This window comes from Enterococcus sp. DIV1682a (assembly GCF_051711005.1).
Lineage (GTDB): Bacteria > Bacillota > Bacilli > Lactobacillales > Enterococcaceae > Enterococcus_B > Enterococcus_B hirae.
This window is the reverse complement of record NZ_JBIOLT010000001.1, coordinates 1,589,488-1,613,539: the sequence shown is the minus strand read 5'-3', so window position 1 is coordinate 1,613,539 and position 24,052 is coordinate 1,589,488. Positions and strand designations below refer to the sequence as shown.

Below are 24,052 nucleotides of genomic sequence, written 5' to 3'. Positions count from 1 at the left end.
GCCACTATTGAACCGATCTGTTCAATAAATAGATAAAAAAGCAAATAAGTCGAAGGTGAAAACATGCCAGAATTACCAGAAGTAGAAACTGTACGAAAAGGCTTGTCTCGTTTAGTCGTTGGAAAGAAAATCCAAAAAATCCAAGTCTTATGGCCAAGAATCATTGAACAACCAGAAACAGCAATCTTTGAAGCTTCGTTAGTTGGCGAAGAGATTCTGGCTATTGATCGAAGAGGCAAGTTTTTAATTTTTCGTTTGAGTCATTATGAATTGATCTCGCATTTACGTATGGAAGGAAAATACCAATTTGTTGAAAAAAATGAACCGATCGATAAACACACGCATGTCATTTTTTTCTTTGAAGATGGTAGCCAACTCCGATACCATGATGTACGTAAATTTGGACGAATGACATTAGTTGAAAAAGGAGCGAGTGATGCTTACAAAGGCATCATGAAATTAGGTCCAGAGCCGTTGCCAGATACATTTTTATTAGACGGCTTTCGTTTAGGCTTACAAAAATCTCATAAAGCGATTAAACCATTATTATTAGATCAAAAATTAGTAACAGGTTTAGGGAATATCTATGTGGATGAAGCGCTTTGGGAAGCGAAGATCCATCCAGAACAGCCAGCGGATACATTGAAGCCCAAAGAAGCAGAGTTGTTACGAAAAGCAATTATTGACGTGTTGTCTCGGGCAATCGAGGCTGGCGGAACGACGATCAGGAGTTATCTCAATGCGTTAGGCGAGTCAGGCAACTTTCAAGTAGCTTTACATGTCTATGGTCAGACTGGTCAACCATGTGTTCGTTGTCATACACCGATCGTCAAAACAAAAGTAGCGCAAAGGGGGACGCACTATTGTCCAAATTGCCAAAGACTAAAAATCAGCAAGTAGGCTATGTCTTAGGCTTAACTGGTGGGATTGCTACTGGGAAAAGCACTGCAGCAGCTGTTTTTAGCCGTCACCAAATCCCGATGATCGATGGAGATATCATCGCCCGTGAAGTCGTCCAACCTCAGACTCCTGGATTGGCGGCAATCGTTCAAGAATTTGGGGAAGAAATCCTTCAAGAAGATGGCTCGCTTGATCGAGTAGCTTTAGCCAAGATTATTTTCGATTCGACAGAACAAAGACAAAAACTTGATCGTTTATTAGACCCATTTATCCGTCAAGCGATTACGGAACAGATTAAGCAACAAAAAGCAAAATATTCTTTAGTTGTCGTTGATATCCCTTTATTATTTGAAGGTCATTATGAACAGGAAATGGATGCTGTAGCAGTCGTTTACCTTCCAGAAGAAATTCAATTGCAACGTTTGATGAAAAGAAATCAATTGACACTGGACGAAGCAAAGAAAAGAATACAAAGTCAGATGCCGATTGAAGAGAAGAAAAAATTAGCAGATATCGTTTTTGACAATTCCGGTAGTAAGGATGAACTGACTTGTCAAATCGAACGTTGGCTCTCGGACTTCAACAATCGATTTCTTTGAGTATATTTAGATAGTTTGCTATGCTGAATATAAAGAAAAGAGGGGGATTGGTATGGGGACTTTTAAAAATCAAAAAGATAAAGTAGTCGGTTCTGCAAAAGAAAAACTAGGAGAGATCTTGAATAAAGATGAACTGGTAGATGAAGGACGGGCACAATCAGAAGCTGCAAAAGAAAATGATGAACGCTACAAAGCCAGAGTCGATGAATTAGAAGACCAACAAGCAGAAAAAGAAGCCAAGGAGCAAGATCTGACACAAGAACGAAAAAAAGATGATCCAACACACAAAAAAACACCTTTACCAGAAGCCGATCATATTCCTGAACAACAAAAAATCGATGAACAACGAATGAAACATTATACAGGGATTGAAGAAAAACTTTAATGGGTATAACTTAGACTGTTGAAACAGAGAGTGAGACAAGTTTTGTCTCACTCTCTGTTTTTTTTGAAGTATTCACCTGAAAGAAGTTTTTAAGAAGCACTGTTTTACATGCAGTTTTCTCGAAAGTCAAGCCTAATTGTTTTGCTTTGGAACAATTTCGATCAATCGATTGAAAAAAAGGTTCTTCTAACGAGGTTTTTTATACAGGAGAGTCGCCTGTAAGAATTGTTTCATGTTATAATACAACTAGTTACATGTGTGAAACTTTTTTTATGAAAAGCAGGAGTGAATCATAAAAATATTGTTTCATACGTAATTATTTACGTAACTATTATCGAGTGAAAATTTATCCTTTGAATGTTCGTTGAATCAATACTATATAAATTGATTCAATATATTAAATGAATGTATATCAGAAAAATTTCAGATTAAGAGGTGAAAATAATGAGATGTCCTAGATGTCAACATAACAATTCCCGAGTGATTGATAGTCGACAAGCGGATGATGGTCGAGCAATTCGTCGAAGACGAGAGTGCGAAAACTGTTCTTTTCGTTTTACAACATTTGAAAGAATTGAAGCAGCACCTTTATTAGTGATCAAAAAAAATGGGGAACGGGAAGAATTTAATCGTGACAAGATTTTAAGAGGATTAATCCGTTCAGCAGAAAAAAGACCAGTTGCGATGGAACAAATGGAGCAAATCGTAAATCATGTTGAAAATCGGGTGCGAAGTCTTGGTGAAAATGAAGTATCGACGACGTTGATCGGAGAATACGTGATGGAAGATCTGGTCAATTTAGATGAGATTGCTTATATCCGTTTTGCCAGTGTTTATCGTCAATTTAAAGATATGTCGGTGTTTTTAAAAGAATTACAAGACATCGTTGATAAAGCAAAAGAGAATAATAAAGAGAATCATAAAGAAAACAACGAATAAATCAGAAATAAAATCAAGTCATAAAAGGAGGCCAAATTCCTTGGATAACGCATGGAAAGAGCTTCAACCTAAAAATATCTACCAAGGAAGAAAAAGCTATCCGCTAAGAGAAGAAGGGAAATCCTCATTACTTTATCTCTACCAGCCATTAATCGGCAGTGAAGCTTTGAGTTTGTATTTTACCTTACTATCAGAAATTCCTTTACAAAAAGGCGTTGGACCGGAAGGATTACATGCTGATCTGTTAAGTAGCTTGAATTGTGGTATTCCTCAGCTTTATGAAGCACGAAAAAAACTAGAAGGGATCGGACTTTTAGAAGTTTTTTTCAAAGAAGACCCTAGCTTAGGGGGATGTTTTATTTATGAGTTACTTGAGCCAATTGAACCGTTAGCATTTTTTAAAGATACATTATTGTCTTTTCTGCTATTAGAAAAAGTCGGTCAACGGCGTTTCGATCAGTTGATCCAACTATTTCAGCCGGAACATTTTTCGACGAATGATTATCAAAAGATCACGAAGAAATTTTTAGAAGTATATCGCTTTAATGAAAAAACTTATGCTGCAGATCAAGAGAAACTTGAGGAAAACAAACAGTCATTTACAACCAAATCAACTGATCTGGGGAAGTCCATGGAACAATCCACTCTTGATTGGCGCTTTTTGACAGATTGGTTGGCAAAAAAACATATCATGAATCTAGATGAATCACTGAAGGAACAGTTAACAATGTATCATTTGCTTTATGGCGTAGATGAGTTGACGTTAGGTGAATGGGTCGTACAAGCGTATGATTTTTCTGAGCAGACAGTATCTGTCAAAGAGCTTCAACGCATCGTATTGATGAACCAACAGACGAAGCAAACAAATACATTGGCTAATCAAAATGAAGAAGCAACCTCTGCCAATCAGAATGAGACACCTAAGGAAGCAACTGCTCTGACAAATGCGACACTACAATTAGTGAACGAAGCCAAAAGCATTCCGCCAATGAAATACTTAGAGGCACTGAAACAAGCAAAAGGCGGCTATGTCTCAAAACAAGAAACTTGGCTTTTACAGGATTTAGTTTCACAATCGGGATTGTCGAATAGTTTGATCAATATCCTGATCAATTATGTCTTAGTAATCAAAGATCGTCCTAGCTTAACCGCAAGCTTTGTCAACACGATCGCTAACGAATGGGCACAAAAAAAGATCATGACCCCAGAAGAAGCCATTGAACATATTCGGAAAACCAATAGCAAAGGCAAACAAAATACTAAAAATACGAACCAGAATTATTCAACTAATCGTCGAAACGTTCGTCGTGAGAAACTACCAGATTGGGTCAACCAGCCAAAAGAAGAGAAAAAAATCAGTAGTGAGAAAAAAGCGGAGATCGAACGACGATTCAAAGAATATTTTGCCAAGAAGGAGGGAGATAGCTAATGGAAGATGTAGGGAAAGAATTGAAGCGGATCATCAGCCAGCGAAATTATCAACAAAAATTTGCTGAAATGATCGAAGAAGTCCTCAACGATCCAGATGTGCAAGCCTTTTTGGCGGATCACAAAGATGAATTAACACAAGCAGATATCGAAAAAAGTTATGCAAAACTATATGAATTTGTCCAAGAAAAACGAAAATACCAAAAAAATGATCCTACGATGATCGCTCCTGGCTATGAGCCCAAGCTAACCTTGAATTTTCATTATGTCGATGTGACTTATGTTCCAACAGAAGCCTTATTGGCGAAGAAAAGACAAGAAGAAATCAGGAACCGGATCAAAGCTGTCGATATGCCAAAAGATATCCAAGATGCTTCTTTCAATAATTTTGAGCGTACCGATGGACGGAGCTATGCAAGTTTTGAAGCACTAGACTTTGTGGAAAATTATAGTGCAAGTCCCAAAGAATATCACAAAGGACTTTATTTAGTTGGTAGCTTTGGAATAGGAAAGACCTATCTTTTAGGAGCGACTGCCAGAGAACTAGCCATTAAAGGCTTTACAACTACACTTGTCCATTTTCCGACTTTTGCTGTTGAAATGAAACAAGCGATTGGAAAAGATCAAGTCGCAGAAAAACTAGATGCGGTCAAACGTTCACCGATTTTAATGATGGATGACATTGGCGCTGATGCAATGAGTAGTTGGATCAGAGATGAAGTCTTTGGTGTGATCTTGCAATATCGAATGCAAGAGCAACTGCCAACCTTTTTCTCTTCCAATTTTACAATGAATGAATTGGAGCAACATCTTGCTGTGACGCAGCGTGGAGATGAAGAACCATTGAAAGCCAAACGAATCATGGAACGAATCCGTTACTTGACGAAAGAAATTGAAATGACTGGACGCAATCGGAGAAATGGCTAGCGAAAAGAGAAAGCATAGAAGTCTTAATTGTAGGCATAGAAGATGTGATCGAGAAAGCCTTTTGCTGAATTAGTTATTGCCCTATTTCCTGCCTATTGCTTTGATGGGTAGGAAAATAAGCAATGCAAACAATTAATTGAGAGAAGTCTGCAAATAATTCTCTTTTCAATGACTCTCGATGTTCACTTAGTTATTCAAGATACTCATAATTTGAGATAAAAGTGTATCTGAATTCATACTTAACGCCACTTTTTTGATCGTAACAAGCTACAAAAGTGGTGTCATACTGGATAGAGTGATGATTACTGAGAAGCTTATGCCTGATCAATAGTCATCATGGTAACGAAAAAAGACAACCATAGATTTCTGATGAACAAGTATCAAAAACAAAATTGAACGACTAAACACAGAATATATTGATTATCGTCAACTAAATAAAAAGTCAAAGAACGATCATCAATTGAAGTAATGTAAATAATTAGCCGGAGGATAAAGATATGAAAGTGATTTTTTCTTGTTTGTTGGCGACAGGGTTACTTTTTTCGCTAACAGGTTGTGGTAATGGAGATAAAAATGAGGCATCGATCGATTCGATTAGTGCGGAAACAACGACTAAAGCGAAGGATTCTTCTAACGAAGGACAAAGTATTTTTAAGGGTGAAATTGAAAGTATTGATGACTCAGTCGATGATACCATTCAAATCAAAGTGGTCAATGTAGATGAAATCGAAGACCCCGAGAATATTGGAACCTCTTTTGATAATGATGGTGTAACACTAAATGTTTCGAATGATCAATTAGTCGGAGGTAAGGAATCTTTTCAAAAAGGTGACGAGATCAAGTTTACTTTAAAAGAAAAACCAATTATGACAATGTCAATCCCTCCACAAATTCCTGGTAATTCGATCGTTGAGGTAAGAGTTATTGAATAGTCAGTGTTAAACGTTTCGTAAAAGCAAATAGCTCATCAGGAGATTTGAAATTTTTCTTTTTCAAATCTCCTTCATTTATAGGGAAAATGTTATAATGAGGGGGAAGGAGTGAAGGTATGAACCACTTAGATTTATCGAAACGCTTAGCATTAGTGGGAGAACATGTCCCAACAGGAGCGTTTTTAGCAGATATTGGCTCTGACCACGCTTACTTGCCAGTTGCATTAATGTTAAAGGATAAAATTGAATTTGCTGTAGCTGGCGAAGTGGTGAAAGGCCCTTATGAGTCAGCAAAAAAACAAGTACAGAAAAATGGTTTAGAAAAGCGGATCGTTGTTCGTTTAGCTAACGGATTAGATGCGATTGAGCCAACAGATCAGATCAATGCGATCACGATTGCTGGTATGGGTGGGGCTTTGATTCGAGATATTTTAGAAGCAGGCGCCAAACAACATCGTTTAACAGGGAAGGAGCGTTTGATTCTCCAACCAAATATTGGCGAGCAAGCAGTGAGAAAATGGTTGCAAGACAATCACTATCAAATCATTGCAGAAGAGATTTTAGAGGAAAACAAAAAAATCTATGAAATCATTGTAGCTGAAAAAACATCGACGAAGCATATCTATAATGAGGAAGAGATTCTGTTTGGTCCATTTTTATTGCAAGGAAAAACAGTGGTCTTCCAAAAGAAATGGCAAAGAGAATTAAAACAAAGACAAGCGATTTTAAAACAATTGGCACAAGCACAGAACCAAGAAGAACGTGTTGAAGCGATAAAAAAAGAAATTCAGATGATCGAGGAGGTTTTAGCTTAATGGCGATCAACGGTAATGAATTTATTCGCAAATTTGAAGAATATTGTCCTCAATGGTTGGCTGAAGAAGGAGATCCTGTAGGGCTACACCTTGGAACGTTAAATAAACCGATTCAACGCATAATGATGACATTAGATGTTCGTCCAGAAGTTGTGCAAGAAGCTATCGAAAAAAAGGTTGATTTGTTAATTGCCAAACATCCTCCCATTTTTCGACCAATTAAACGATTAACAACGGATCATCCACAAGAAAAAATGTATGCTGATTTATTAAAACATGATATTTCTGTCTATGCAGCACATACCAATATGGATATTATCGAGGATGGATTGAATGATTGGTTTTGTGAAGCATTAGGAATCAATGTCGAAAATTATTTGTTAAAGACACATACAAGGCATTACAAAAAACTAGCTGTTTATGTACCGATCGAAGACGCTGACAAATTACGTAAGGCTTTAGCTGAGGCTGGTGCGGGTGAACAAGGTCATTACGATCATACAAGTTTTACCAGTATTGGCGAAGGTCGTTTTCGACCGAATGAACAGGCGCATCCCGCAATTGGTAAAAATGGCCAACTAGAAAAGGTAGAAGAAGCTAAAGTGGAAGTGATTTTTCCTGAAGACCGTGAGGAAAAAGTGTTATCAGCTATGTATCGTGTCCATCCTTATGAAGAAGTAGCATTTGATTTGTTTTCAATTGACGAACCGACTCAAACATGGGGGATCGGTCGAATCGGAGAATTACCAGAAGCGCTTGATTTAGATACCTTTGTATCTAAAGTAAAAGAAGCCTTCCAATTAGAAGGGCTACGAGTTGTTCGTCCAACTCATACAAAGAGCACTGTTAAAAGAATCGCCATTTGTGGTGGTAGTGGCGAAAAGTTCTATCCTTATGCATTAGCTCAAAAAGCGGATGTTTATATTACTGGAGATATCTATTACCACACAGCTCAAGATATGCAAAGTGCAGGCTTGATTGCGATTGATCCAGGTCATTATATTGAATCTTTATGTAAAGAAAAGTTTGTCGAAAAATTTGAGAAATGGAAACAAGAAGAAAATTGGACCGTTGATTTCTTTGTTTCAGAAACGGATACGAACCCATTTCAATTTAACTAAAGGAGAGCTGTTGTATGTACGAAAATCTTTTACCACGTTTTTTACGCTATGTTAAGACTGAAACCAGATCTGATGAAAGTAGTCAAACGACTCCTTCGACACAAACACAAGTCGCTTTTGCGCAAGTCTTAAAAAAGGAATTAGAAGATTTAGGACTAACCAATGTATTTTACAATGAAGAAAATGGATTTGTTATAGGAACATTGCCAAGTAACATTGAAAAGAAAGTTCGCTCGATCGGTTTCATTGCCCACATGGATACCGCAGATTTCAATGCAGTAAATGTTAATCCACAAATCATTGAGAACTACGATGGGGAATCAACGATTGTTCTAGATAGTGAAGAACATTATACATTAAATACCAAAGACTTCCCTAATTTGAAAAACTACGAAGGACACACATTGATCACAACTGATGGCAGTACGTTGTTAGGTGCGGACGATAAAGCTGGGATCGCTGAAATTATGACCGCAATGGAAATTCTGGTGAAAAACCCAACTATCCCTCATGGTGAGATCAAAGTAGCTTTTGGACCAGATGAAGAGATTGGGGTAGGAGCAGATAAATTTGATGTCCAGCAGTTTGATGTTGATTTTGCCTATACCGTTGATGGTGGACCTTTAGGCGAATTACAATATGAAACATTCAGCGCAGCTCAGGCTAATATTTCAATTCAAGGAAAAAATGTCCATCCTGGTACAGCCAAAGATACGATGATCAATGCATTACAATTAGCGATAGACTTCCATAATCAACTACCAGCAGATGAAGTCCCAGAAAAAACGACAGGTTATGAAGGGTTCTTCCATTTGATGGGATTAAATGGAAATGTCGAAGAAGCAACTATGAGTTATATTATCCGTGACCACGATCGAGAAAAATTTGAAGCACGGAAAGCGAAAATTACTGAAATCCAAGAAAAACTAAATAGTCGCTTCGATCAGACACGTGTGAAAGTTGATATGTATGATCAGTACTATAATATGCGAGAAATTATTGAAAAAGATATGAGCATTGTTGAATTAGCAAAACAAGCGATGATCGATTTAGAAATCGAGCCTGTGATTGAACCAGTACGAGGTGGAACAGATGGATCGAAAATTTCTTATCTAGGCATTCCAACGCCTAATTTGTTCGCAGGTGGCGAAAATATGCACGGCCGATTTGAGTTTGTTTCTCTGCAAGTGATGGAAAAAGCAACAGATGTGATTGTAAAAATTGCAGAATTGAATACAAACGTATAAAATCAAATAGGAACGTGGATGGATCAAGTAAGTGAACGAAGTAGATCTATCCTTTTAGCTGGGGGTGGGCGTATTCCAACAATGGAACGTCTGACCCCTTGGTTTTTGTGTAAAAATGGGAGGAAGAAAGAAATGGAAAAATTGCTAGTTTTTTATAATCAAAGCTCAGGACAAGATGAAGGTGAAAAATTAGCAAGCTGGTTTAAAGAATATGCCTTAAAGAAACGACCAGAACTAATCATCAATCTAACGGAAACAGGTCCTTCGATCAAGCATGAGACATTAGTCAAAAAAGCTGAAGAAACGCACGCAGATACCTTAATCGTAATCGGAGGCGATGGTACGATCCATCATATTGTACAGGCTTTTCAAGATAAACTTGAGCATTATCAAGTAGGACTACTACCAGGAGGAACAGTCAATAATTTAGCCCGTGTTCTCGGTATTCCATTAGAAAAGGAAAAAGCTGCAGACATTATCTTAGAGGGACAAATCCGTCAAATCGATTATGGAAAAGTCAATGATGAAGTCATTATCTCAACTTTAACGATCGGTATACTGGCAGATACAGCTGTTTGGATCAGTCAAAAAGAAAAGCAAAAATATGGTTCTTGGATTTTTATCAAACGGTTCATCAAGTTATTATTAAAAAAGAGAAAGTATCATTTAGATATCAAAACAGAAAAAGAACATTGGCGAGGAAAAACACAATTATTGACAGTCACAATGTCTAACTCAGTAGGTGGTTATACGAATTTTGATGATTCAGCTTCACCCGATGATGGTATGTTTCATGTCACAATCATCCCATCTTTAGATATTTTTCGATTTGTTTTTTATTTGCCTCGTTTAATCAAAGGAAAAATTTACTCTGTCCCAGGTATCAATTATTTGACTGCTAGTCAGATCAATATCCAAGCACGGGAAAAATCAGTTGGCACTCGTACAGATGGTGATACGACAGATAATCTGCCTATCGAATTAGTCGTAGTCAAAAAAGGGTTGTCGGTCTTTGCTCCTAAAGAAGAGCAAAAATGATGTGCTAGAGGTGGAGGAAAACACGTATGAAAGCTTTACTACACAATCCTTTGTGGTTTTATTTAGTGATCGTCAATTTATATTTATTTTGTTTGATGGGGTATGATAAGTATCAAGCAAAAAAAGGCGGTTGGCGCGTTCCAGAAAATAATTTGATTTTTGTTAGTTTATTAGGCGGTGGAATTGGCGGATTGATTTCTCGTAAAGTATTCCATCATAAAACGAGAAAAAAGAAATTTACAGTAGGATTTGTACTGGGTGTATTGGTGGATTTACTGTTGATTTATTTTTTTCATTAAGGAGTAATTGATGGCGACAAAAGGTGCAAAAACGAAAATAGCGTTAAATCTATTCTTATTGATTGGAATTTTTGCCATTATTTATTATTTGATCAACCAATCTTTTGCAGATATTTTCGCTGAATTGCTGTCTACAAGCTTTATCGTTCTGGTAGCGGCATTCTTGTTAGGAACGATCTATCAGGTGGCAGAAGGTCGTTCAATCAAAGAGATTGCCCAGCCGTTCGAACCAACATTTTCCACTTGGGATGGTTTTTGGACGTCTTGCTATATTGCATTTTATCGAATCGTTTCATTTGGAACGGGAACTTTGATTTCAGAAATTTATTTTTATAATAAAAAAGGAATGAAATACTCACAAGGTGCAGGTGTCACTGCGTTGCATATGATTATGTATAAATTAGCCGTGATTACCTATGCGATCATTGGTTTGATCATCCAGTTCTCTTTATTTTATTCCAAAGGACCAAACATGATTTGGTTCATTATTGCTGGCATTATTTTAACTGGGCTGATTATTGCCTTTTTATTGATGGTCTCAATGAGTCTGAATCTACAAATTTTCTTTGTGAGTATCTCAAACAAACTGTTTCGAAGTGAACGCATCAGAAGTTGGGTAGATACATGTAATACACAAATCTATTCGTTGAGAGAAACTGTCCAGACAATTGTCAAAGATCGAACAGCTCTATTACGCATCTATTTTTGGAATATGGTCAAACTTATTTTTTGGTATATCATGCCCTATCTCTTTTTGGTTGAAAACCATCCCACGATCGACTTTCTCTTGACCTTTTCATTTATCAGTTTTGCGGTAGTATTATCTGGTGTCATCCCTACACCAGCTGGAATCGGCTCATTTGAATTTGTCTATCTGTTGTTATTCAGACCACTTGTGGGAACCGTAGATGCTGTTTCTTCTTTATTACTGTATCGGTTTAGCTCATTTATCTTACCTTTTATTTATGGGTTATGTTACGTGATTGCTGATCGTCGAAGGGTAATAAAACAAGAAATCCAAGATGTAAAAAACAACAAAAAAGAATCAAATTGATTATTACAGCGATTGTATAGAGTCATTTTATTAGATCTAAAACACAACAGTAAGTCCATCCAAGTTGGTTCTGTTGTGTTTTTTTTTGATCACTTATTTCCGATAAAATAAGCGAGGTTATCTTTTGACCAAGACTGACCAAAGAGGTATAATGTTTATTGGAACGAGATGTATCATATTGAATATTGAAATTTTATATTCAGGAGGTAAGTAAAATGAACATTGAAAAAATGACAACCACGCTTCAAGAAGCGATTGCTGAAGCGCAACAAATCGCTGTCACAAGAAAACATCAAGAAATTGATATTGCGCATTTGTGGAATTTTTTTTTACAACCAAACCATTTTGGGCGCAATCTATACACTGATGCGGGAATGGATGTTGATACGTTTGAAAAGGAAGTAGATCGTGTATTAGATGAATATCCCACGGTTTCAGGGGGAAACGTCCAATATGGTCAGAATCTAAGCCAAAATCTATTCCGTTTATTAAATGAAGCAGACCAGTTAAGAGAAAGTTTTGGCGATGAATTTCTTTCAACAGAGATCGTAATTTTAGCCTTGATGAAATTAAAAAATTATCCATTGACGGTTTATTTGACCAAAAATGGTTTATCAGAAAAAGAGTTACGTAAAAATATCGAAGACATGAGAGGAGGAGAAAAGGTGACATCTAAAAATCAAGAAGAACAATACAAAGCATTAGAAAAATACGGCGTTGATCTTGTGCAACAAGTCAGAAGCGGGAAAATGGATCCAATCATTGGACGTGATGAAGAAATTCGGGATGTTATCCGTATCTTATCTCGTAAAACCAAGAATAATCCAGTATTGATTGGTGAACCTGGTGTCGGTAAAACAGCAATTGTAGAAGGGTTAGCACAACGTATCGTACGAAAAGACGTGCCAGAAAACTTGAAAGATAAAACGATCTTTTCATTAGACATGGGGGCATTGATTGCTGGTGCTAAATTCCGTGGTGAATTTGAGGAACGATTAAAAGCTGTGCTGAAAGAAGTCAAGAAAAGTGATGGACGAATCATCTTATTTATTGATGAAATCCATAATATCGTTGGTGCAGGGAAAACTGAAGGCAGCATGGATGCTGGAAATTTATTGAAACCAATGCTTGCTCGTGGTGAATTGCATTTAATCGGTGCTACTACATTAGATGAATATCGTCAATATATGGAAAAAGATAAAGCATTAGAACGACGTTTCCAAAAAGTCTTAGTCAAAGAACCGACAGTAGAAGATACAATCAGTATCTTACGAGGATTGAAAGAACGTTTTGAGATTCATCATGGAGTCAACATTCATGATAATGCATTAGTCGCTGCTGCAACTTTATCTGACCGTTATATCACAGACCGCTTTTTACCAGATAAAGCAATTGATTTGATCGATGAAGCAAGTGCAACGATCCGAGTAGAAATGAACTCTATGCCGACTGAGCTAGACCAAGTGACTCGTCGCTTGATGCAATTAGAGATCGAAGAAGCAGCATTGAAAAAAGAATCAGACGATGCAAGTAAAAAACGTTTGAAAAATCTACAAGAAGAGTTAGCTGATCTTCGAGAAGAAGCAAACTCGATGAAAATGCAATGGGAAACAGAAAAACAAGAAGTCAATAGCGTTTCTTCTAAACGTGCGGAAATCGATAAAGCCAAACATGAATTAGAAGACGCAGAAAACAACTATGATTTAGAACGGGCTGCCGTCCTAAGACATGGAACGATTCCTCAATTAGAAAAAGAATTAAAGGAATTGGAAGCAAAAGCTAAAGACAGTGAAATCAAAATGGTTCAAGAATCAGTCACTGAAAATGAAATTGCGCAAGTGGTTGGACGTTTAACTGGTATCCCAGTCACGAAATTAGTGGAAGGAGAACGAGAAAAACTAATCAAGCTCAACGAAACATTGCATAAACGTGTGATTGGACAAGATGAAGCAGTAGATGCTGTCAGTGATGCGGTCATTCGCTCTCGAGCAGGATTGCAAGATCCAAACCGCCCACTAGGTTCTTTCTTATTCTTAGGACCAACCGGAGTTGGGAAAACAGAATTAGCGAAAGCTTTAGCAGAAAACTTATTTGATTCTGAAGAACACATGGTGCGGATCGATATGAGTGAGTATATGGAGAAACATGCCGTATCTCGTTTGGTGGGGGCTCCTCCAGGCTATGTTGGCTATGAAGAAGGCGGACAATTGACGGAAGCCGTTCGCAGAAATCCTTATACGATCGTTTTACTCGATGAAATCGAAAAAGCCCATCCAGATGTCTTCAATATCTTGTTACAAGTATTAGATGATGGACGTTTAACTGATTCTAAAGGACGTGTGGTTGACTTCAAAAATACCGTTCTTATCATGACCAGCAACATTGGTTCTCAACTGTTATTAGAAGGAGTGTCAGCAGATGGCACTATCCCTGAAGAAGTGGAAGAACAAGTAAGAACGATCCTTCGAGGTCATTTCAAACCAGAATTCTTAAATCGAATCGATGATACGATTTTATTCACACCATTAAGTCTTGAAAATGTGAAAGGAATCGTTGATAAAATGGTGGCACAATTGGCAAAACGATTGGATTATCAAGAAATTCATCTAACAATCAGCGACGAAGCCAAAACATGGATCGCTGAAAATGCCTACGAACCAGCATACGGGGCTCGACCATTGAAACGCTTTATTACGAAAGAAGTAGAAACACCATTAGCCAAAGAAATCGTAGCAGGACACATCTTACCAAAATCTAAAGTAACGATTACCTTGCTAGCAGAGAAACTTCATTTCCAAACGGAAGAACTTGAAGACACGGAAGAGTAAAGAAACGGTTAACATTCGCAAGAAAACGGGTGTTGGCGAACAGTAAGTAGAATCGATCAAATTTTTTAGTTGAGCCACACACCATCTCAGCTCTCAAAAAAATAAAACAATAAAGTTAGGTCAACAACCTAGCTTTATTGTTTTTTTGTAATTTGGTCATAAGTCTGAATAAATCATTCATAAAATAAGTTGATCTCAATCGTTATCTCCAAGTTCATCTACTAAGGTAATGTTTTTATTCCCCATATAAATAGGAGTGGGCAGGTAAATATCTTCTTTGGTTCCCATCATTTCAACCCTTGTCACTAAGTACAATTTTCATTGGGAATGGTAACAAAATCACCGTAAGGGTTGATGATAAGAAATAAGTGGGTGAGACAAAATGAGATGCCACCTAACCATTGACGTTTTCACGCACAATTTTTAGGAAGCATCTCACTTTTGTCACAATTCTTTAATGTGATATTTTTTTTGCTCTATTTCAAAATTTTCAACCGATAATTTTCAAAATAATCACGATTGTTTCTTCCTTGGGTCCAAGCAAAGATTCCCATGACCAATGCACCAATCGTATTTGTGAATAAATCACCCATCGTGTCCATCAAAGCAGCTCGTCCGACAAATAAGGTGCCATCTGAAGCGGCAAACCGTTGGAGATTCATTCCTAAGAATTGATCACAGAGAAATTCCCAAAATTCCCAGAACACGCCACAGAGGCCAGCAAAGGCAAAACCAAACAGTAAAAACAACCATGGACTAGTCTTCGCAATTGGTGCATCTTTCAATAATAAGCCGATCAATCCGTAACCTAGGGCAGTCAATACCATAGGACTAACGGCGTGTAAAATTTTATCCCAGAATGAAATGATACTGATCAAATGCATACCGGTACCTAAGAACACGGAAATAAACAAGAAAAACCAATAAAATAAAACAATGGCATCTGGAACGTATAATTTTGCGATCTTTCTAACGATCTGAGGGAGAAAAATCAATAGAATCCCAGCTAAAGATTCGATGATGAAAGTAACTCCCTGAGTAGTTGAATATTTTTTAGTAATAAATTCATAAAGGTTATAACAAACCACAAACACACCAAAAGCAACAAGTGCAAGTTGGATTTTTTTCATTGTCTTATTCATGGCTCAAACCTCCATCTAAGTAAGTCTTTACTTGACTGAGTAACGCTTCTTCACTAGTTACGAGAGCGCCATTTAGCTTGATTAACCCAATCGTATAAAGATTTAAATAATGGAATTGGTTTTCAGCTACTTCTTGTAAAGCAGCAATTTTTTGCGGGTGGGTACCGCCTTGTTGCCGACTATCTGTATACAATCCAATGACAGGAATCCCTTTAGCATAGGCAACACCAATTTCGGATGCAACACCAGGATCGATCGTCAAACCATCTAATAGTGCAATCATCAAATCACTTTCCAACACCTTTTCTGTATCGGCTAAAGCAATCATCTGACTATCAGCATAGGCTGTTTTATCATTGATCGCTTCGTTTTCTTGCGGAAGATAAATGGTTAATTCATTGGAAAGACTCCTGATTTCTTCTACAAGTTTCGCATTATAAAATAAGTCACTTTTCGCAAAAAGTGGGGCAGCAAAATAAATATTCATTTTCATCGTCCTTTTCTTAGAAATAGTCACTGAAATAAGCTTCCATATTTGGAAGAATCAATTCAAGTGTTTTAAGTGTTTCATCATCTGTTTTGATTCGTTCGATCCTTGCAAGATAAGAAGGGCGACGATAATTCATCATCAAACAACTTAATGTTTGAATGGACAATTGGACCGATTGTCCGACAGGTTCGTCCACGACATCCAATTGTCCGTCTTCGTTCCAGACCAACCCAAAAACACCATTGTTCCATGAGGCAATAGGGTCCTCGACAACAAAGTGGAAAGGTTTCGCAGTAGAAACGAAGGGGAATTGCTTCAGAAACTCTTTGACATCTACGATTCTCGCCATGTAATAAGGCTCGATCTGTTCTTTTATTTGACTATCTTCGATCAAGAAAGCCAGTGGTTCATTTTTATAGATATCACCGTGAACCCAGTAAACCATTGAAAAGTGTGCTGAAATAAAATTCCATAGACCATTCCGAGCTTCTTGGTTCAAGTAAAACATTTCTTTAACATGAAAAATTTCTTCAGCGACCCAATAAAATAAAACACCAATTGGTTCATGCTCTTTCGTATAGTAGATCGCAGCTGTCCGTTCCTCTTTATTTTCAAAGCGCCAATATTCTTCCCAATGAAATTGGCTACGAAACAAAGCACCGTGATTTTGAGCCGCAAATTTCTGATACACTCGGTAAACATCTGGATGATCTACTGGTAATCGTTCAACCATTCCATCCACAGGAACATTCTTCGGTAATTGGGTATCACGAATTTTAAATGTCAACTTATCAGACATGATTTCCCAACCCTTGCGTCGATAATAAGGCACGCTATAGGGATAAAGATAAGAGATCCATTGTTTGTTTTTACGCATATTATCTAACGCAACCAAGATCAAATCTTGCATCAATCCATGATTTGCATATTCAGGATACGTTCCGACACCGGTAACGCCACCCATTTTGTATGGTTTACCGTGGATGTTGACTTCACATGGATAGATCGCAATTTGAGAAATCAATTTGTTATGGTGGAACCAGCCAAATACTTCCGATAGTTCCAAAATTGGGCGCTTGGAGCGAATAAATGCCCCTTTGCTTTCAAAACCACTTTCTTCGATGTCTGCTTCTGTTACTTGAAAGACATAAGACAATAACTCATTGAATTGATCAACATCTTTTTCAGTAACAGGTTTTAATTCAAGATTTTCTCTGAAATCTTTTTCATCCATTCTTTCATCTCCAATTATTTACTTGTTATTAGTATAGCAAATTTTCATAAAAAAAACTTCTAAAGCTGACTAGGTAAAAAGTCTTTAAATTCATGCTTTTCATTGATATAATGAGAGGTGCTGATTAAACGAAAAGAGGAGACGCTATGGATATAAAAAAAATGAAACAACGACAAGAGCAAATTCGAAATTTTTCGATCATTGCTCATATCGACCATGGAAAATCAACGCTGGCCGATCGTATTCTGGAAAAGACGAACACTGTGACGTCTCGTGAAATGCAGGATCAGCTATTAGACTCAATGGATCTAGAGCGTGAACGTGGAATCACGATTAAATTAAATGCTGTCGAATTGAATTATACAGCCAAAAATGGCGAAACCTATATCTTCCATCTAATCGACACCCCTGGGCACGTCGATTTCACTTATGAAGTATCAAGGAGTTTAGCAGCCTGTGAAGGTGCGGTATTAGTAGTTGATGCGGCACAGGGAATCGAGGCTCAAACATTAGCAAATGTTTACTTAGCTTTGGATAATGATCTGGAAATTTTGCCAGTCATCAATAAAATCGATCTTCCAGCTGCTGATCCAGAACGTGTACGTCAAGAAATCGAAGATGTTATCGGAATCGATGCCAGTGAGGCAGTCTTGGCTAGTGCCAAAGCAGGAATTGGGATTGAAGAAATACTTGAACAAATCGTTGAATATGTACCAGCACCATCTGGCGAGCTGGATGCCCCTTTGAAAGCATTGATCTTTGATTCCGTGTACGATAGTTATCGAGGAGTCGTTCTGAATGTTCGAATTACAGACGGTATGGTCAAACCAGGGGATAAAATCAAATTGATGAGTAACGGCAAAACATTTGATGTGACAGAAGTGGGAGTCTTTTCACCCAAAGCTGTTGCTAGAGACTTCTTGATGGTCGGTGATGTAGGGTATATCACGGCAAGCATCAAAACGGTCCAAGACACACGAGTAGGGGACACAGTTACGTTGGCAGATAATCCAGCAGAAGAAGCGCTACCTGGATACCGTAAAATGAATCCAATGGTATACTGTGGATTATATCCAATTGATACTTCCCGCTACAATGATCTGCGTGAAGCACTTGAAAAATTACAACTAAACGACGCAGCACTACAGTTTGAACCTGAAACCTCACAAGCCCTTGGCTTTGGCTTCCGTTGTGGATTCTTAGGTTTATTACACATGGATGTAGTCCAAGAACGTTTGGAACGTGAGTTCAACTTAGAGTTGATCACAACGGCACCTTCTGTAATCTATCATGTGAATAAAACAGATGGGTCTATGACAGTCGTCGATAATCCAGCAGATTTTCCAGAACCAGTAACGATTCAAGATGTTGAAGAACCTTTTGTGAAGGCACAAATCATGGTTCCAAATGATTTCGTTGGTGCAGTGATGGAATTATCCCAAAGAAAACGTGGAGAATTCATCACAATGGATTATTTAGATGATTATCGAGTGAATGTCGTTTATAATATTCCGCTTTCTGAAATCGTTTTTGACTTTTTCGATAAACTAAAATCCAGTACGAAAGGTTATGCTTCCTTGGATTATGAAATGTCCGGTTATCAAAAGAGCAAGTTAGTAAAAATGGATATTTTATTAAATGGAGAAAAAGTCGATGCGTTAAGTTTCATCGTTCACCGAGACTTTGCTTACGAACGAGGAAAAGCAATCGTTGAAAAACTGAAAAAACTAATTCCACGTCAACAATTTGAAGTGCCGATCCAAGCAGCTATCGGACAAAAAATCGTTGCTCGTTCAGATATCAAAGCATTACGTAAAAACGTCTTAGCAAAATGTTATGGTGGAGATGTCTCACGTAAACGTAAACTTCTTGAAAAACAAAAAGAAGGAAAGAAACGAATGAAACAAATCGGTAGCGTCGAAGTCCCACAAGAAGCCTTCATGGCTGTTCTGAAAATGGATGAGGATGAACCGAAGAAATAGCAAAGGGTCTAGCCATTGAGCTAGACCTTTTTTATCTGTTTTTCCCACGGTTTTCTCAGGCTCTTTGTCAAATGATGTTGGTAAAGAGAAATCTTAGAATAATTTGGGGCAGAAAGAAGAAAAACTTCTTTCTGTTCTTTTTATTTGGTTAAAATAGTTTTACCGTGTCGAATCATGATCCGTCGTTTTAATATTTTAATATGGTTGTTTAAACATTCGAGTGGTCCGTTTGAATAACTGTAGCGGAGGGCGTTTTGGATCTGTGGCAGAAACTTTTTAAATGTTCGCAAAGTTGTCGCCTAAGTTTCAGGTAGCCGGCTGACTTCTCTGGATAAACAGTCCTCAAATAGTGAATGATCTCTTTTCTTTTTAAGATTGATGACATCTATTCAGAGCTACTTGAAAGAGTAGCTCTTTTTAGTTGCTTTTGATTAATCTATTTTATAAAAATAGATTGTATTTCTATTCTGCCATTTTTGGTTAAATATAATGTTTTTTATTATCAGGTAATATTTTTTATATTAGATATAACAAAAACAAATAAAAAAACTTAATTTAATAGATTATAATTATAATGTGCTACAAGATATTTCATGTTGTATTCGCATTATTCAGGTTAAACTATGTAGCACAAAATAAATTTCGTAGTAACTACGATCAACCTCACAAAGATCTCCTGTATTTTACTGCGATTTATTATCTATGAGACTACTCATAAGAGTAGTCTTTACATAAAAAACTAATAAAGAAGGTATCACTATGTATTATGTAGAAGTACAAACACGAGGAGTAAAAAACAAACAATATGTCAAAAGTGTAATCAATAATTATCCACTATTAGGATCATGGAAAGAGGCTGAACCATTTTCAAAAGAATGTGCATTGCAAATAAAATCAGTTTTAGAACAAGAACTAATTTGTGGAAAAGCAATAGTCAATATAGTAGAAAAGTAAAATTTATTAAAGTTTTAAGTAAATGATGTAATATTGTAATTAGTGGCGTTAGTCGTTTATTTTCAAATTTTTCATCCTTTAATTAATCATTCTAAATATTTACTCCAAATTTTGTATTAAAAAGTGTATCAAGCAGTTATCCTTGTGTTACCATTGCATCCGTGTTATAGTAATTAAGTAATCTAATTTGAAACGTAATCTGAGCGATATATTCACACTATAAAAACTCCTTTTACCAAGTAATATTAATTGCAACAAAACACGTATTATATACGTATTAGGAGGAAATATATATGAATAACGGTACAGTAAAATGGTTTAACTCAGATAAAGGTTTTGGATTTATCACTGGTGAAGATGGAAATGACGTATTTGCACACTTCTCAGCTATTCAAGGCGATGGATTTAAAACATTAGATGAAGGTCAAGCTGTTTCTTATGACATTGAAGAAGGACAACGTGGTCCTCAAGCGGTAAATATCGTAAAATAATGTTGAACTTTAACCACCTCGATTGAGGTGGTTTTTTTATATAATGGCTCATAACCGTCCGGTCGTATCTTCGAGCCCTACTGGGGAAAAAATATTCTATTAAAGAAATAATTTCGCCGTTTTTTCGCCCCTTTATAAAATATCCATTATTATTATATGAGTATCAGCAAGTATTAAATAATAGGCTCTTGCTTAATATGAAAGTTGGTATAATAGGATTTATAATGATGTATAGATATTAGAAAAACTTTGTGAATAACACAATCTTATAGGAAGCCTTCATGGCTGTTCTGAAAATGGATGAGGACGAACCGAAGAAATAGCAAAAGGTCTAGCTCAATGGCTAGACCTTTTTTATCTGTTTTTCCCACATGCGAAGAAATAGCAGCGCTTGCTTGAAAATAGTGTAAAAATTAGACCATGTTTACATGGATTTGCCACCGGTGGTTTTTTGGGTGGCAAACCTCAAGAGTTCTTTCTAAGCTTCTCCATAATGTCGACCTTTTTATTCGTCACTTGATAGTAGGTGTCCATCGTAATAGAAATTCTGCTATGCCCTAGTCGTTCAGGAATTTCCTTCATCTTAGCACCATTTTCAAGAAGAGTAGCGTGAGTATGCCGCAAAGAATGAAAGTTGAATGAGAGGGGGAGTGCATTCTAGATTTAGTATTTCATTTCACTACACTTTGAATGATCAGTTTCATGCTTCCCCTAATCCTTGAACTGAGCGATTACTACTATTATCACTACTCAATAAGAATAATAGACACGATTGCGCTGATATTTATATGGGGTTATGCCTACGATCTTTTTGAATACGGTTGAGAAATGGCTCTGGGTGCTAAATGATAGTTCTTCGGCAATTTGATTGATGGATTTGTTAGAAAATAATAAAAAGTACTTGGCCTTTTCAATTTTCTTCAAATGCATGAAATCTTTAAAATGCATCCCAACTTCTTTATAAAATAACCTTCCCACGTATTTTGAATCCCGATTTAAAACATCGCAGATATCTTTTAAAGAAATAGCTTCATACAGATGATTTTCTACATAGTTAAGAACACATACAGTAACAGGGCTATAGGTTTTTTTAGGAATATTGGTTGGATGAGCCAAAAAGTCATGAATGGCTTGCTTAGCTAATGTTTCAAACTTATTGATATCACGAATTTCCTGTAAATACTGATAGTACTGAAACTGTCTATTAAAAACTTTGCTTACCGGTACACCTTTTTCAACTTCCACTCGTGTAAGTAATGTAATGAGCGCACAATAAAAACATTTAAGTTGATCGCTTGTAAGGCTCTTATAGTAATATTTGATAAATAATTCAAGTGTTTTTATTGCAGCTAATTTATTGCGATCTTTTACATGAGAAAAGAGCAGCAACTCTAACTTATAGTATTCTTCAATATCGTAAAAAGTATTATAAGAGAATGTTTGTGATTGGTAAAAGTCTTCTAGATTTAATTGCTTATCGTCGATTTTTTTTGGTGAATGATGATTTGCTAATATAAATAGATTTGTAAGGATTTGTCTGAATTCTTGTGTGGTATCCTCGGCCTCTTTTAAAACAAAATTTACCTCTGCCATGAGTAATGGGCCACAGGTAATCTGCATATAACCTGTCTCTGATGAACTGTCACTATATAAAAAAGTTCCATAGATTTCTCGTTTTATATTATACATTTGAATAGCAGAAAGCTGATTTTCTTCTGTTTTTAGTGTTTTTTCAACCACACTGACGGGAATGCCTAGTTTTTCTGTTATGGATATTAATGAAATAAGGATTGGCGACATACTAACACCTCCATTCAAAATATAAAACACTTTCTTAATAAAAGAAACACTTTTTTGGTATATCTATTCATAATCATTGTTTATACTATGGATGATTAAAGTACTTGATCAAAAAAACATTTATTTAAACATATTAGAATGGAGTATTGAGTAATGAAAAAATTCGAAGCGTTTTTAAACAATAATTTGTTGCCGCTTTCAGCAAAGATGCAAAACAATAATATCTTAGGAGCACTATCTGAAGGATTTATTCGAACAAGTCCAGCGACGATTGGCTCTGCGTTCATTTTAATTTTGGCAAATTTCCCGATTCCTGCTTGGCTTAAATGGTTACAGGATATGAACTTAGCACCTGGTCTAGCCGCTGTTAGTAATGCCTCTATTGGTCTAATGGGTTTATTTGCAGTTTATAATATTGCGTATGCATATGCGAATCGCTTAGGTGTCCATTCACAAAATGCAGGTCTAATTTCTCTCGCTTCATATTTTATTTTAATCCCTCAACAAGTTGTTACGCATGTCAACGATGGGGGAAAATGGGTGGAATCAACAGTCAACGCGGTGAAATTTGATTATTTAGGAGGACAAGGTATTTTCGTAGGAATGATCGTTGCAATTGGAATTACCAAATTGTATTCTATCTTGTCAAAGAAAAATTTTACGATCAAATTACCAGCATCAGTGCCACCAATGGTTTCTGATTCCTTAGCACCGACGTTTATTGTGACCACGATTTTCTTATTTGTATGTGCCATTCGGATTGCTTTTTCGTTTACTGATTTTGGAGATATCTTTACTTTTATTACAGAAATGATTAGTGCACCGTTGAATAGTTTGATGGCTAATCCAGTATCAATGATTTTTATTCAAGTATTGATTGCTTTCTTGTGGTTCTTTGGTATCCATAATGCTGTGTTATCTGGACCACTTTCAGCTGTAACCTTAACAATGATGACTGCTAATATCGATGCTTATACCAATGGCAGCACGTTGCCTTTCGCCATGGCTTCTCTCGTGTATGGTGTTTGTGGAGCTGCAGGAAATGCGCTTGGTCTGGTTATTTGTTTATTCTTCTCTAAGTCAGCTCGCTATAAAGAAATGTTTAAGTTAGGTGCGTTGCCAACGATTTTTAATATTACCGAGCCGCTAAACTTTGGGATTCCGACAGTAATGAATCCAATCTTTTTCTTACCATTAGTTTTAAGCCCACTTGTTGCAGGTTTTGTTTCTTGGGGATTAATGAGTACGATTTTGCCAATTCCCTATAATCCTACGGCAGAAGCGATTCCTTGGACAACACCAGGATTTGTTAAGTTTTCATTGATTGGTAACTGGCAATTCCTGTTGATTTACATTATTATCACGGCAATTGTGGCATTGATTTGGTTCCCATTCGTTAAAGTCGCTGATATGAAAGAGCTACAGGAAGAAATGAAAAATAAATAAT

At 36.7% G+C, this 24,052-nt stretch carries 22 protein-coding genes and 2 pseudogenes; 18 read left to right on the top strand and 6 right to left on the bottom strand.

Translation table 11 applies throughout. The features are described from left to right. Window positions 1–63: 63 nt before the first annotated feature. From mutM to clpB, 14 genes are all read left to right on the top strand, one after another. Complete coding sequence (mutM, locus tag IGJ23_RS07350; RefSeq protein WP_088775527.1) at window positions 64–900, top strand: DNA-formamidopyrimidine glycosylase; 837 nt, start codon at window positions 64–66, stop codon at window positions 898–900. Next, window positions 864–1,499 (top strand): dephospho-CoA kinase, encoded by a 636-nt coding sequence (coaE, locus tag IGJ23_RS07345; protein ID WP_438774783.1) that lies wholly within the window; start codon window positions 864–866, stop codon window positions 1,497–1,499. The genes mutM and coaE overlap by 37 nt, the downstream gene beginning before the upstream one ends. Before the next feature lie 52 nt (window positions 1,500–1,551). Continuing rightward, window positions 1,552–1,884 carry a hypothetical protein gene (locus IGJ23_RS07340; RefSeq protein WP_010719038.1) on the top strand — a complete coding sequence of 111 codons (333 nt, stop codon included), beginning with the start codon at window positions 1,552–1,554 and terminating at the stop codon, window positions 1,882–1,884. 444 nt (window positions 1,885–2,328) lie between these two features. Further along, window positions 2,329–2,823 (top strand): transcriptional regulator NrdR, encoded by a 495-nt coding sequence (gene nrdR, locus IGJ23_RS07335; protein WP_010719039.1) that lies wholly within the window; start codon window positions 2,329–2,331, stop codon window positions 2,821–2,823. 40 nt (window positions 2,824–2,863) lie between these two features. After that, entirely contained in the window at window positions 2,864–4,252 is a 1,389-nt protein-coding gene (locus tag IGJ23_RS07330) for a replication initiation and membrane attachment family protein (RefSeq protein WP_438774782.1), read from the top strand. Next, window positions 4,252–5,178, top strand: coding sequence for a primosomal protein DnaI (dnaI, locus tag IGJ23_RS07325; RefSeq protein ID WP_081127514.1), 927 nt, complete (start codon window positions 4,252–4,254; stop codon window positions 5,176–5,178). Before IGJ23_RS07330 ends, dnaI begins: the two co-directional genes overlap by 1 nt. Before the next feature lie 497 nt (window positions 5,179–5,675). Continuing rightward, window positions 5,676–6,110: an LptM family lipoprotein gene (locus IGJ23_RS07320; protein ID WP_010737674.1), complete on the top strand. Its 435-nt coding sequence runs from the start codon at window positions 5,676–5,678 to the stop codon at window positions 6,108–6,110. A gap of 116 nt (window positions 6,111–6,226) precedes the next feature. Beyond that, window positions 6,227–6,925, top strand: coding sequence for a tRNA (adenine(22)-N(1))-methyltransferase (locus IGJ23_RS07315; RefSeq protein ID WP_063627171.1), 699 nt, complete (start codon window positions 6,227–6,229; stop codon window positions 6,923–6,925). Next, the gene (locus IGJ23_RS07310; protein WP_438774781.1) at window positions 6,925–8,046 is read left to right on the top strand and encodes a Nif3-like dinuclear metal center hexameric protein; all 1,122 of its coding nucleotides are present in this window, start codon (window positions 6,925–6,927) and stop codon (window positions 8,044–8,046) included. Before IGJ23_RS07315 ends, IGJ23_RS07310 begins: the two co-directional genes overlap by 1 nt. Window positions 8,047–8,060: 14 nt before the next feature. After that, complete coding sequence (gene pepT, locus IGJ23_RS07305; RefSeq protein ID WP_438774780.1) at window positions 8,061–9,293, top strand: peptidase T; 1,233 nt, start codon at window positions 8,061–8,063, stop codon at window positions 9,291–9,293. Between the two features lie 132 nt (window positions 9,294–9,425). Next, entirely contained in the window at window positions 9,426–10,331 is a 906-nt protein-coding gene (locus IGJ23_RS07300) for a diacylglycerol/lipid kinase family protein (protein WP_025480176.1), read from the top strand. Window positions 10,332–10,357: 26 nt separating this feature from the next. Then, a complete protein-coding gene (locus tag IGJ23_RS07295) occupies window positions 10,358–10,630 on the top strand; it encodes a DUF1294 domain-containing protein (RefSeq protein ID WP_438774779.1) in 273 nt (90 codons plus the stop codon). A 10-nt stretch (window positions 10,631–10,640) separates the two neighbouring features. Continuing rightward, a complete protein-coding gene (locus IGJ23_RS07290; protein ID WP_053766821.1) occupies window positions 10,641–11,684 on the top strand; it encodes a lysylphosphatidylglycerol synthase transmembrane domain-containing protein in 1,044 nt (347 codons plus the stop codon). A gap of 215 nt (window positions 11,685–11,899) precedes the next feature. Further along, complete coding sequence (gene clpB, locus IGJ23_RS07285; RefSeq protein WP_438774778.1) at window positions 11,900–14,512, top strand: ATP-dependent chaperone ClpB; 2,613 nt, start codon at window positions 11,900–11,902, stop codon at window positions 14,510–14,512. A gap of 476 nt (window positions 14,513–14,988) precedes the next feature. On the opposite strand, the gene IGJ23_RS07280 is transcribed toward clpB, so the two are convergent. Genes IGJ23_RS07280 through IGJ23_RS07270 form a run of 3 tightly spaced genes read right to left on the bottom strand, consistent with a single transcriptional unit; the run spans window position 14,989 to window position 17,378 of the window. Beyond that, the gene (locus IGJ23_RS07280; protein WP_010719050.1) at window positions 14,989–15,654 is read right to left on the bottom strand and encodes a hypothetical protein; all 666 of its coding nucleotides are present in this window, start codon (window positions 15,652–15,654) and stop codon (window positions 14,989–14,991) included. Next, window positions 15,647–16,141 (bottom strand): nucleoside 2-deoxyribosyltransferase, encoded by a 495-nt coding sequence (locus tag IGJ23_RS07275; protein WP_438774777.1) that lies wholly within the window; start codon window positions 16,139–16,141, stop codon window positions 15,647–15,649. The genes IGJ23_RS07280 and IGJ23_RS07275 overlap by 8 nt, the downstream gene beginning before the upstream one ends. 16 nt (window positions 16,142–16,157) lie before the next feature. Continuing rightward, window positions 16,158–17,378 carry a GNAT family N-acetyltransferase gene (locus IGJ23_RS07270; protein ID WP_010719052.1) on the bottom strand — a complete coding sequence of 407 codons (1,221 nt, stop codon included), beginning with the start codon at window positions 17,376–17,378 and terminating at the stop codon, window positions 16,158–16,160. 146 nt (window positions 17,379–17,524) lie between these two features. Here IGJ23_RS07270 and lepA point away from each other — a divergent pair, with 146 nt between their 5' ends. Beyond that, the gene (gene lepA, locus IGJ23_RS07265) at window positions 17,525–19,360 is read left to right on the top strand and encodes a translation elongation factor 4 (protein ID WP_010737667.1); all 1,836 of its coding nucleotides are present in this window, start codon (window positions 17,525–17,527) and stop codon (window positions 19,358–19,360) included. 140 nt (window positions 19,361–19,500) lie between these two features. Here lepA and IGJ23_RS07260 read toward each other — a convergent pair. Further along, window positions 19,501–19,746 (bottom strand): annotated as a pseudogene (locus IGJ23_RS07260) (transposase); the annotation flags it as partial. Between the two features lie 373 nt (window positions 19,747–20,119). Between IGJ23_RS07260 and IGJ23_RS07255 the strand changes: the two are divergent. Together IGJ23_RS07255 and IGJ23_RS07250 are read left to right on the top strand one after the other, a co-directional pair. Further along, entirely contained in the window at window positions 20,120–20,314 is a 195-nt protein-coding gene (locus IGJ23_RS07255; protein ID WP_010719054.1) for a hypothetical protein, read from the top strand. Between the two features lie 293 nt (window positions 20,315–20,607). Next, a complete protein-coding gene (locus IGJ23_RS07250) occupies window positions 20,608–20,805 on the top strand; it encodes a cold-shock protein (RefSeq protein WP_010718754.1) in 198 nt (65 codons plus the stop codon). Window positions 20,806–21,270: 465 nt separating this feature from the next. Here IGJ23_RS07250 and IGJ23_RS07245 read toward each other — a convergent pair. Both IGJ23_RS07245 and IGJ23_RS07240 read right to left on the bottom strand, forming a co-directional pair. After that, a pseudogene (locus IGJ23_RS07245) lies at window positions 21,271–21,462 on the bottom strand (tyrosine-type recombinase/integrase); the annotation flags it as partial. Between the two features lie 93 nt (window positions 21,463–21,555). Beyond that, the gene (locus IGJ23_RS07240; RefSeq protein ID WP_438774776.1) at window positions 21,556–22,605 is read right to left on the bottom strand and encodes a helix-turn-helix domain-containing protein; all 1,050 of its coding nucleotides are present in this window, start codon (window positions 22,603–22,605) and stop codon (window positions 21,556–21,558) included. Window positions 22,606–22,758: 153 nt separating this feature from the next. On the opposite strand from IGJ23_RS07240, the gene IGJ23_RS07235 reads away from it, so the two are divergent. Further along, window positions 22,759–24,051 carry a PTS sugar transporter subunit IIC gene (locus IGJ23_RS07235; protein ID WP_010737665.1) on the top strand — a complete coding sequence of 431 codons (1,293 nt, stop codon included), beginning with the start codon at window positions 22,759–22,761 and terminating at the stop codon, window positions 24,049–24,051. The last annotated feature ends 1 nt before the right edge of the window (window position 24,052 follow it).